This window comes from Novosphingobium sp., from assembly GCF_025351285.1.
In the GTDB taxonomy this organism is placed as follows: domain Bacteria; phylum Pseudomonadota; class Alphaproteobacteria; order Sphingomonadales; family Sphingomonadaceae; genus Novosphingobium.
The window spans coordinates 1-10,317 of sequence record NZ_JANXWG010000110.1; the positions used below are offsets into that span (position 1 = coordinate 1).

The 10,317-nt window shown below is 61.1% G+C and carries 9 protein-coding genes; 5 read left to right on the top strand and 4 right to left on the bottom strand.

The window, feature by feature from the left end; genetic code table 11:
* Positions 1–102: IS3 family transposase (locus tag Q0R16_RS19610; protein ID WP_366857042.1), on the top strand; the 102-nt coding region annotated here is incomplete at its 5' end.
* On the opposite strand, the gene Q0R16_RS13830 is transcribed toward Q0R16_RS19610, so the two are convergent.
* Both Q0R16_RS13830 and Q0R16_RS13835 read right to left on the bottom strand, forming a co-directional pair.
* Positions 68–1,036 (bottom strand): integrase arm-type DNA-binding domain-containing protein, encoded by a 969-nt coding sequence (locus tag Q0R16_RS13830; RefSeq protein WP_295637137.1) that lies wholly within the window; start codon positions 1,034–1,036, stop codon positions 68–70. The two genes, Q0R16_RS19610 and Q0R16_RS13830, sit on opposite strands and share 35 nt — an antisense overlap.
* 129 nt (positions 1,037–1,165) lie before the next feature.
* On the bottom strand, positions 1,166–1,888 hold the full coding sequence (locus tag Q0R16_RS13835; protein ID WP_295637139.1) for a tRNA (guanine(46)-N(7))-methyltransferase TrmB: 723 nt from the start codon (positions 1,886–1,888) through the stop codon (positions 1,166–1,168).
* Between the two features lie 439 nt (positions 1,889–2,327).
* Between Q0R16_RS13835 and Q0R16_RS13840 the strand changes: the two genes are divergently transcribed.
* Positions 2,328–2,930, top strand: a complete 603-nt coding sequence (locus Q0R16_RS13840; RefSeq protein ID WP_295637141.1) for a hypothetical protein — start codon at positions 2,328–2,330, stop codon at positions 2,928–2,930.
* A 421-nt stretch (positions 2,931–3,351) separates the two neighbouring features.
* Here the strand turns inward: Q0R16_RS13840 and ctrA are convergent, their stop codons facing one another.
* Together ctrA and Q0R16_RS13850 are read right to left on the bottom strand one after the other, a co-directional pair.
* Positions 3,352–4,047 carry a response regulator transcription factor CtrA gene (ctrA, locus tag Q0R16_RS13845; RefSeq protein WP_295637144.1) on the bottom strand — a complete coding sequence of 232 codons (696 nt, stop codon included), beginning with the start codon at positions 4,045–4,047 and terminating at the stop codon, positions 3,352–3,354.
* A gap of 267 nt (positions 4,048–4,314) precedes the next feature.
* Complete coding sequence (locus Q0R16_RS13850) at positions 4,315–5,385, bottom strand: tetratricopeptide repeat protein (RefSeq protein ID WP_295637147.1); 1,071 nt, start codon at positions 5,383–5,385, stop codon at positions 4,315–4,317.
* Between the two features lie 289 nt (positions 5,386–5,674).
* On the opposite strand from Q0R16_RS13850, the gene Q0R16_RS13855 reads away from it, so the two are divergent.
* The 3 genes from Q0R16_RS13855 to Q0R16_RS13865 all read left to right on the top strand — a co-directional run.
* On the top strand, positions 5,675–8,227 hold the full coding sequence (locus Q0R16_RS13855; RefSeq protein ID WP_295637150.1) for a cyclic nucleotide-binding domain-containing protein: 2,553 nt from the start codon (positions 5,675–5,677) through the stop codon (positions 8,225–8,227).
* 3 nt (positions 8,228–8,230) lie between these two features.
* Positions 8,231–9,175: a ferric reductase-like transmembrane domain-containing protein gene (locus Q0R16_RS13860; RefSeq protein ID WP_295637153.1), complete on the top strand. Its 945-nt coding sequence runs from the start codon at positions 8,231–8,233 to the stop codon at positions 9,173–9,175.
* A 4-nt stretch (positions 9,176–9,179) separates the two neighbouring features.
* Positions 9,180–10,317 (top strand): cytochrome c3 family protein (locus tag Q0R16_RS13865; protein WP_295637156.1); only part of this gene is annotated, 1,138 nt, incomplete at its 3' end.

Genomic DNA, 10,317 nt, shown 5'->3' on the forward strand with positions numbered 1-10,317 from the left:
GCAGCGATCTTCCAGTACATCAACGGGTTCTACAACACGCGGCGGCGTCACTCATATCTGGCCGGGATCAGCCCGCTCGCATTCGAGGCCAAGGTGGCATAATGAGATAGGTGACCGGCACGAAACCGTTACAAGTCCAGAATACCCGTCCATGCTTGGGCCATTTTTCGCCCTTGGCGGCCAGATCCAATTCGGCGATCGCCAGGTCGTTCAAAGGCACGGAATTGGGCTCGCCGTTTTTGGTGCGGTGGCTAGGCAGGCGCCATTCACGCCCCTCCCGGTCCAGTTCGTCCCAATCCAGCCCCGTCACCTCCTCGCGGCGCTGGCCGGTAACGATGAGCAAGCGGACAATAGGGCCGAAGCACTTATGAGTTTTTGGAGCCTGCTCCCAGATTTGCTTGAGTTCGGCATCGAGGAGCCAGCGGTCCCGCGGCTTGACGGGTGGCGGGGTTTCCATTCCCTCCATCGGGCTGTGCAGGATGTCACCACGGCTTACCGCCCATTTGAACAGGCGGCGAAGGACAGCGAACACATTGCGCTTATTTGCGGCCTGCTCGTCTGGCATTCGGTCGAAGACGGCCACCACGTCCGACCTCGTGATGGTCGGCAAAGGCTTATTGCCCAGGACCGGTTTGAGGTGAAGTCGGATCGACCGGTTCACTAGGGTCTTCCAACCCTTGCCCTTGCACGCGACGCTGAAGCTATCGGCATACTTGGAGAAGGCGAGATCCACCGCTTCCCGGCGCCGCTTCTTGTCTTCCTCCATCGGGTCAATGCCGCGAGCGACGAGAATGAGGAGGCGGATGGCCTCCTCGCGAGCCGTGGCCGGGGTCCAGGGCGAGCCATTGGCTCCAATGGTGTAACGGCGCGTCGGTGATTCGCGCCCGCCCATCCGGAACTGTATAACGTAGGACGCCGCTCCGGAAGCTGCGACCCTGACCCCGAACCCCTTGAGATCTTCATCCCAAAGGAAGCCGGTCACCCCGCTCGATTGGAACGCATCAAGCGTTCGTTTGCTGATCCTGCCGGTCGCCATTGCAATACCTCGTGTACCGCAAAAGTAAGCACTGTGCAATCACCGTTACGGAAATTGCCGGATAGTGCAGCGTGCAATTTCGTAGATAACATGTTGGTTTTAGGCCATTTCCAAAAATAAGTCTTTGACCTATTTTCGCCTAAATCGGAAGTACCAGACCTCGTGGCCTTGCTCTCGCGCCTTGGCTTCGTAGCGCGTTTCGGGCCAGCCGCCGGGGCGGTGCTGAAAATCCGCCGGTTTGTCGCACAGCCATTCGAACTGCGCTGCATTGCCGCTGCCCAGACTCGAGCAATGGCGGCGCATCACCATCAGCGCGTGGCGCAAGTATATCGGATGATCGGTGCCGAAGCGGAATTCACCGCCCGGCCGAAGCTTGGCGGCGATCAGGTCGACCGGGCCGTCGTTCATCATGCGGCGCTTGGCGTGGCGGGCCTTGGGCCAGGGATCGGGGTGGAGCAGATAGACGAAGCTGAGCGCGCCATCGGGCACGCGCGCCAGCACATCCAGCGCGTCGCCCATGTGCAGGTGCACGTTGGGCAGCCGGGCATCGCGGATGTGCGTCAGCGCCTGCGCCACGCCATTGACGAAGGGTTCGCAGCCGATGAAGCCGTGGTCTGGCAGCAAGTCGGCGCGGAACGCAAGATGCTCGCCGCCGCCGAAGCCAATCTCGAAATGGAGCGGGCGCGCGTCACCGAACAGCGCTTCGGCGCTGACCGGCCCTTCGTCGGGCACGGAGAGCGAGGGCAGCAGGCGATCGACCAGGTCCTGCTGGCCGGCGCGGAGCTTCTTGCCTTTCGAGCGGCCGTAGAGGCGGTTGATCGTAGTCGGGTCGCCGGGTCGGTGTGCGGTCATGGCCGCGCTATGGCGCACAAGCGCGACCGGTCAACACCCCTCGTCATTCCGGACCAGATCCGGATTCTCCGCAAATATCACGAATCATGCAAGTTCAAGGAGTTGGCCCGAGCTTGTTGATAAAGCACATCCGCAAGAGCGCTTTTCTTGCGGGCAGTAGCAGGATTCAGAATGCGAAAGAGCGAGCGGAACATAGCAGGATCGGGGGGTGTAGGAAAAGGATTTTGGAGAGGGGATGACCTCTAGCGGGCCAAGGGAAATTAGCGATAGCCGGGTTATAATGACATGATGACCACACGCTGACCAAGAGCACCGTGCAAACGGGTCCGCCCCCGCTTTGCGTTGTTCGCCTTAGGCAGGGCCTGATCAGGCGCTGATCGACTGGAATTGGTGGGAAGAGGACATTGCATGCCGCTTGGAGGCTGGCTAAACTTTGGATATGTTTCGAAACTCAGACCTTGACCGCATTCGGGAAACCTTCGCAGATCAATTTGCAAATGACCCAAACGGTATTGTCTATCGTAAGGGCCAGAAGGGTGCGCCATTTCGCATCAGCGAGCGTGAACGCGATGAATTTATATCGACGTTTGACAGGCGAATTCGTTTCGCCTGGTGGTCTATCATTCCAGCCACGGTGGCCATGATCCTATTGATGGTTTGGCTAATTCCGGACTCTCATAGTGTGGCCGCTGACATAGCGGTTTGGGCCGGGATTGGCGCCATCTTACTGCCATTCATGTCCGTATTTCGTTGGGCATGGAATGCTCCATCACATGAACTACAACGCCGGGCGCCTGAAGGCGTAGCGTTTTCAAAGGCGGAGGCCCGTGCCTTTGCGTTTTCCAAGATAGCCTACAGCCAGTTGGCAATAGCAGCAATAATCGGCGCAGGACTGATTTGGAGGAAGTCAGAGGAGACAGATGTCTTTCACGGCTGGGGGATGGTTTGGCTCATATGTGGTGGTGCCTTAATCGGACTGTCTGGCATCCAGGCAATCCGAAAGTTCCGTTTCAACCGATCCCACTCGGGCGACCAAGCTTAACGAACGACCGGGAGTGGGCGAAAGCGGATTGTCCGTTGCCAAGCGTAAGGTCGCGAGAGCCGTCATGCCCCCCAGCTTTGTTGAACTGCTACCCAATACTCCATACCGGGGTGACGTCGCCCCCAGCAGACGGGCTATGCACAAATTTGGCCCGGGCATTCATCAGCATTGCGCTTCAGCGTCGCGCAGCAGGGCGCTGCCTGGGCGTTCGATCGCCAAAAAAGGGCAGGGATGCAAGGGCGATGGCCCTTGCCCGCCGGAGGTTCTTTTCACTCTCGGCTCCTAGCCCGCAACGCGCGGCGTTCCAGCGGCGATCAGTGGTGCAAAAAAGAAGGCCCGCTGCGCAAGTGGCGGCGGGCCTAGATCGGGGATCGGTTTTAGCCTTGTCAGGCTGCCGTCCCCGTTGTTCTGATGGAAACCGTCAGGCGGCTTCAGCTTTATCCTCGGGATCGCGCAGCACGTAGCCGCGGCCCCAGACGGTTTCGATGTAGTTGTCACCGCTGCAGGCGTGCGCGAGTTTCTTGCGCAGTTTGCAGATGAACACGTCGATGATCTTGAGTTCGGGTTCGTCCATCCCGCCGTAAAGGTGGTTGAGGAACATTTCCTTGGTCAGCGTGGTGCCCTTGCGCAGCGAGAGCAGTTCCAGCATCGCGTATTCCTTGCCGGTCAGGTGCACGCGGGCGCTGTCGACTTCGACGGTTTTGGCATCGAGGTTGACTGCCAGCTTGCCGGTGCGGATGACCGATTGCGAATGGCCCTTCGAACGGCGGACAACCGCGTGAATCCGCGCCACCAGTTCTTCACGGTGGAACGGCTTGCATACGTAATCGTCGGCACCGAAGCCGAAGCTGCGCACCTTGGAATCCATTTCCGAGATGCCCGACAGGATCAGCACCGGGGTCTGCACTTTGGCGACCCGCAGTTTCTTCAGCACGTCATATCCGTGCATGTCGGGCAAGTTCAGGTCGAGCAGGATAATGTCGTAATCATAGAGCTTGCCCAGATCGAGGCCTTCCTCGCCCAGATCGGTCGAATAGACATTAAATCCTTCGGCCGAGAGCATAAGCTCGATCGCCCTGGCCGTCGTCGGCTCGTCCTCGATCAGCAGCACGCGCATTGGCTTCGCCCCTTCCTGCAGTCTCTCTGGCCATTCCCCGAGCCCGAAAGCCCTGACTGGGTCCTACCCATCATTAACCATTGGAGAGATGAAGGTAAAAGGTTAATTTATCGTAAATGGCTGAATTCTGGCGAGTCGCTTTTTGTCGGACTGTCGTCGGAAGGCGGCACCGGTCCGCTCCCCCTCCCAAACCACCCACAGGATACTGTCGCGGGGTGGTTTGGGAGGGGGAGCGGGCCGGTGCCGCAGGTTTCGTGCAAGCGCTTGCTAAGCCCCCGGTATGTTCAGCGTGGTCGCGGCTTCGCGGATCTGGCGAGCGGTAGCCGAATCGTTCTTGAAGGCGACAAGCCCTGCCTGCATCGCCTGGGCAGCTTTCGCCGGTTCGCCCAGTTGAACGCGGCTGCGCATCAGCATGATCCAGCCATTTGCATTTGCGGGATTGGTCTTGAGCTTGGCTTCGAGCCCATCGACCATGCCGCGCACCATCGCGTCCTGCTGCCCGGGCGGCAACTTGGCCGCGGCCTGCATCTGTGATTGATCGGGCCCGGGGATGCCGCCCGCCGCCTTGGCAGCACCAACGGTGATCATTCCGCCCGCAGCCGGCGCAAAGCGGGCCTCGGCTAGTCGCTTCTCGACGTCGATCTTGTTCTTTTCGCCCACCTTGCGGATTACCCCACGCACGTCTTCTGCATAAGGCGCGTCGGCCGGCGTGTCCTTGAGCAGATCGAACCACAAGTCGATCGCGCGGCGATGTTCGCCCGCCATGTCGATGGCCACGCCCTTGAAATAGCGCGCGCGCGCATCATTGGGATCGAGCTTGAGCGCCTGGTCGAACGCCGCTTGCGCATCGGCGGGGATATGGCCTTCTTCCTTGCTGGCCAGCACCAGCGATTCGCCGAGGAACGAAAACGTTTCAGCCGTCTTTCCATCGAGCTTGGTGGCGTGTTGCAAGGCGGTTGCAGCCTCGGCAAACCGCTCGGTCTGAAAATAGGACCAGCCGAGCATGCGCCAGCCTTCGGCATCGTTGGGATCGGTCTTGAGCTTGGCTTCGAGCTTGGCGATCACCGAATCGACCGTTGGTTGCTGGCTGGCTGCGGCGCTGGGCGAAGCTGTGGCGATCTGCGTGGCCTGGCTGCGGTAGATGGCGATGCCGCCCGCGATCACCGCAATCACCGCGGCGCCGGCAAGCGCGAGCCGCCCGATCCGGCTGGTTCCGCCCGAGGATGAACCTTCCACTGTCATGGCCACCGGGTCTTTCGTCGTTCCGCTGCCCGAACCTTCGGCATCCGATCCGGACGTGGTCTCTGGCAGTGGTGCAGTCTCGGGGGCGTCGATCATCATGGTCTCCAGAACCGGACAGCGTTCAGGTGCCTCGGGTCGCCAGCCGACTTATCGCGTGGCAGCGCCAAGTGGCAAGCAGGGGTTTGCGATCGGCGGGGCGATCGGCGTGCGGTGTTTCAAACGCCATCGGACGGGGATTGAACTGAGATGACGGTGCGGATCAAATTCGGGGCTGGCAAAAGCCCGCGCTTTCGCTAGACTTCATCGAAACAGGGGTCGCACATAGTCTGGGGATGAGCCTGCGCGGCATTGCGTTGGTTGGCTCTGTGCGGGAGGAAGTGCGCCGGTGAGCGAGATCTACAAGGTTGCGATCATTGGATCGGGACCGGCAGGTATGAGCGCTTCCAGCCGGGCTGCAAGCCTGGGCATGAGCCACGTCCTGCTCGAAAAGACCGATCATCTTTCGGATACGATCTACAAGTATCAGAAGGGCAAGCATGTGATGGCCACGCCATCGCAGTTGATCCTGCGTTCCGAACAGGAATTCGATGCCGGCAAGCGCGAGGCCATTCTCCAGAAATGGAATGACCGGACCGCCGAGTTGAAGGTCAACGTCAAATACAATGCCGAGGTCAAGGCGATCAAGGGCACTGGTCCGGCGATTGCAGGGTCGATCCAGAAAATCGAAACGCGCGCGCGTGACGGCAGCGTAACTGTCAAGGAATTACAGCGGTTTGCTCCGCCCTATGCGATCGAGCTGGCCAATGGCGAAACCGTCATGGCCGAAAATGTCGTGCTGGCGATCGGCACCCAGGGCAACCCCAACCTGATGCGCTGCCCGGGCTTCGACCTGCCACACGTGACCTACCAGCTCGACGATCCCTACACCGTCCTCGATGAGCACGTGACCGTTGTCGGCACCGGCGATGCCGGGATCGAAAACGCGCGCGGCCTGGCCGAGGATTCGGCGCAGGGCAACGTGGTGACGGTGCTTAACCGCGCGTCCAAGTCCACCATCGCGCGCGAAAGTTTCCCGACCGCGAAAGAACCCAACGCCAAGGCGCTGATCGAGGATGACGCCTCGGGCAAGCTGACGATCCGCTACGAAACCGAAACCAAAGCGATCGAACCCGGCTGGATCACGCTGTCCACGCGAGATGGCGAAGAGCGCATCCGCTGTGACCGGCTCATCGCGCGAATCGGTTCAGCCCCGCCGCGCGGTTTCGTCGAAGGGTGCGGGATCGAATTTGCCAGCAACGATCGCCTGGCGTTCCCCACGCTGTCGCCAAGCTTCGAATCCACCGCACCCGGCCTTTACGTGATCGGCGCGCTGGCAGGCTATCCACTGATCAAGCACTGCATGAACCAGGGCTATGATGCGATCGAGATCATCAACGGCAACACCACGCTTGAACCAGCCGACCAGCCGCTGCTCGAAGCCAAATTCGCGCACTTGCCCGGTCGCCGCACGGTCAACGAATGGCTGGAACTGCTGCGCACCAACATCCGCATCCTGGGCGGCATGACCACGTTGCAGATCCGCGAATTCATGCTCGATTCCGAAGCGCGCGCCTACAAGGAAGACGAGGTCATCTTCCAGAAGAACGATCCCGGTTCTTCGCTGTTCGCGATTGCGCAAGGCTCGGTCAACGTTCGGATCGATGAAAACGACTGGTCCAAGGTGGTCCAGATCGGCCAGGGCACGATCTTCGGCGAAGTGGGCCTGATCTCGGGGCGCAAGCGCGGCGCGACGATCGTGGCAGCGGAGGATTCGATCTGTATCGAAATCAGCCGCAACGCCGCGCTCAAGCTGCAGAGCCAGGTGCCAAGCGCTAAAAAGGCGATCGAACGCACGTCGACCGAGCGGCAGTTGCTGCAGATGTTCGGTTCAGGGCTGACCCCCGACGATATCCGCGAAGTCGTCGATACCGCCAAGATCGTGCAAGTGCCCGCGGGCAAGGCGATCATCACCGAAGGCGAGCAGGACAAGGACATCTATGTCATCCGCATCGGCTCGATGATCGTCGAAAAGGAAGTCGGCGGAAAGCCGGTGTTCCTGTCGTATTTGCCGGCCGGGTCCTATGTGGGCGAAATGGCGCTGATCGATGGTGGCATGCGCACCGCCACGGTCCGTGCGGCGATCAAGTCCGAAGTTATTAAGGTCGATGGCGAAGCGTTCCTGCGCGTGCTCAAGCGCAAGCCGGCGCTGTTCGAAAAAGCCGCGAGCGACATGGAGTTGCGCCGGCAGACCAACGCGCTGATCGAATCGCGCAAGGGCAGCATGTCGACGATCGTCGATCTCTATTCCGAACAGGCCAAATTCCTCGTCAGCCAGGGCCTGGGCGAAGCGACCGACGTGCTGCTGATCGACGAAAAGTTGTGCGTTGGCTGCGACAATTGCGAAAAAGCCTGCGCAGACAGCCACGATGGATTGTCGCGGCTCGACCGTGAGGCGGGCAAGAGCTTTGCGCACCTGCACGTGCCCACCAGTTGCCGCCACTGCGAACACCCGCACTGCATGGCCGATTGCCCGCCCAACGCGATCAATCGTGGTCCGGACGGCGAGGTCTTCATCAACGACACCTGCATCGGCTGCGGCAACTGCCAGCGCAACTGCCCTTATGGCGTGATCCGCATGGACAAGATTCCGCCCAAGAAGCCGTCGCTGCTGTCGTGGCTGTTCTTCGGTACAGGGCCAGGGCCGGGCGAACCGCCGTACAAATGGTCGAAAAAGCACGGGCAGGACCCCAATGCGCCGAAGAAGGCGATCAAGTGCGACATGTGTTCGGGGATCGAAGGCGGCCCCAGTTGCGTGCGCGCCTGCCCCACGGGCGCTGCTATCCGCGTCTCGCCCGACGAATTCCTGACCGTGTCCCGTCTCGGTTCGGGGGGGGAGTAGGCCATGGCTTCGATTGCGCATGGTCCCGACAAGTCGGACATCGAAACTCCTCCCCCGACCGAGACGCGCGAACCGGTCAAGAAGCGCGGCCGCGACCGGCAGAGCAAGCATCAGAGCTTCCTCAATTATTCCGATGGCCGCTGGTGGAAAATCTCGGCGCTGCTCACCACGGTCCTGGTTCTGCTTTATTTCTTCGTGCCCTTGCCGCGCGATCACTTCGGGTCGAGCTGGCTGGGGTACACGCTCGGCATGCTCGGCGCGCTGCTGATCCTGTGGCTGACGATGCTGGGCTTGCGCAAGCGCGCGATCACGCCGGGGCGCTGGTCGCTCAAGGCCTGGACGAGCGCGCACGTGTGGCTCGGGATATTCTGCGCCTTCGTGGGTACGATCCATTCCGGCTTTTACTTCGGCTGGAACGTGCACACGCTGGCCTGGGGGCTGATGCTGCTGGTGATCGGCTCGGGGATATTCGGAATCTGGCTCTACGCCACGCTGCCGCTGGCATTGTCGCGCAACCGCTTCGATGAAGAAGGCGCGATTACCGAAAAGCAGATGATCGAATCGCTGCGCTCGCTCGATCGGCAGATCAACGATGCCGCCCAACCGCTCGATTCGGCCAGCGCACAGATCGTCGACAAAAGCCTCGAGGACGATCCCTTCGCGGGCAACATCATCAACCGACTGACGGGCAAGTATCCGCGTTGCGCCACCAATCGTGCGCTGATCGACCTTAGAGCGGCGCGCGCTTATCGGCCGCGCGTGGCCGATGATCCGCTCGACAAAGTCGATTCACTCATGTCGCGCAAGCAAGCCATGCTTGAACGGCTGCGCCGCCACCTGCGGATCAAAAGCTGGCTCCAGGCCTGGCTCTACATCCACGTGCCCACAACCTTCGCGCTGATTGCCGCCCTTTCGGCGCATATCGTCAGCGTCTTCTTCTACTGGTGAGCCAATGAGCTTTCTTGTCCGCCAGATCGCGCTGAAATCCAGCGGCGAAGAGATCATCCGGCCCACGACGGTCGACGGTGACGAACTGGTCATCGGGCGCGATTCGTCGAGCGCGGTCCATTTGCCCGACCTTGCGGTCGACCCGCGTCACGCCCGCCTGCGCCGGATAGACGACAACAACCTCGTCATCGAATCGCTTGGCGAACAGCCGTTCGATGCCAATGGCCGCAGCATCACCCGCCGCGAAATCGACCTGACCGCGGGCGCCGAGCTTGGGTTCGGCAGCTTCCGCATCCAGGTCCAGCGCGACGCCGAAACCGGGATGCCGTGCCTTACGGTGCGCCGCATCGAGGAAACCGAGCACAAGGATGCCGGCAAAGTCTATACGCTCCAGGGCCTGCTTCCCGGCAAGCGATCTTCGGCGTGGGTCTTTGCAATGGCGGTGCTCGTTGCGTTTCTGGCGTTTCCGGTGTGGAGCTACATGACGTATCAACCACTTTCGCTACAGAAGGACGCGCGGCGCCCGGCCGGCCTTCACGCCGATGCGGCGTGGGTTACCCGCCATCTCAGCGAAGGCCACAAGAACCTTGAGAACAATTGCCAGGCTTGCCACGTCAAGGCGTTCGTCGCGGTTCGCGACAACGCCTGCCTCACTTGCCACAAGAACGACGCGCACCAGCACATCGCCGATCGGCCGGGCGTGCCTGCTGTAGAGCGGCTCACGATGGCGCGCGGCGAACCCCAAGGTTTCGCCGGGTTCCAGCGTGCGGTGGCGCACGCCTTCAACAAGCCCAGCGGCCGCTGTGTCGAATGTCACACGGAGCATACCGGCGCCGGTGCTATGCAGCCGACCCGGCAGCAATTCTGCGCCGATTGCCACGATGGGATGAAATCGCGCTTGCCGAACGCCCGTGTCGCCAATGCAGCCGATTTCGGAACGGGCCATCCCGAATTCCGCCCGCTTGTGATCGTCGATCCAACGGGTGAAAAGCCGCTCCTGCAACGCGTCGAATGGTCGCCTGCGTTGCGCGAAAACGACGGGCTCAAATTCACGCACGCCCAGCACTTGTCGAAGGTCAACGCGGTCGCCCAGATGGTGTTCCGTCGGAGCCAAGGGCCACACGGCGGCCAGTTCAAAGGCG

Bases quoted from the DNA above. Each gene is read 5' to 3' on its own strand.
- Q0R16_RS13830 (WP_295637137.1), bottom strand. From the start codon at position 1,036: ATGGCGACCGGCAGGATCAGCAAACGAACGCTTGATGCGTTCCAATCG.
- Q0R16_RS13835 (WP_295637139.1), bottom strand. From the start codon at position 1,888: ATGACCGCACACCGACCCGGCGACCCGACTACGATCAACCGCCTCTAC.
- Q0R16_RS13840 (WP_295637141.1), top strand. From the start codon at position 2,328: ATGTTTCGAAACTCAGACCTTGACCGCATTCGGGAAACCTTCGCAGAT.
- ctrA (WP_295637144.1), bottom strand. From the start codon at position 4,047: ATGCGCGTGCTGCTGATCGAGGACGAGCCGACGACGGCCAGGGCGATC.
- Q0R16_RS13850 (WP_295637147.1), bottom strand. From the start codon at position 5,385: ATGATCGACGCCCCCGAGACTGCACCACTGCCAGAGACCACGTCCGGA.
- Q0R16_RS13860 (WP_295637153.1), top strand. From the start codon at position 8,231: ATGGCTTCGATTGCGCATGGTCCCGACAAGTCGGACATCGAAACTCCT.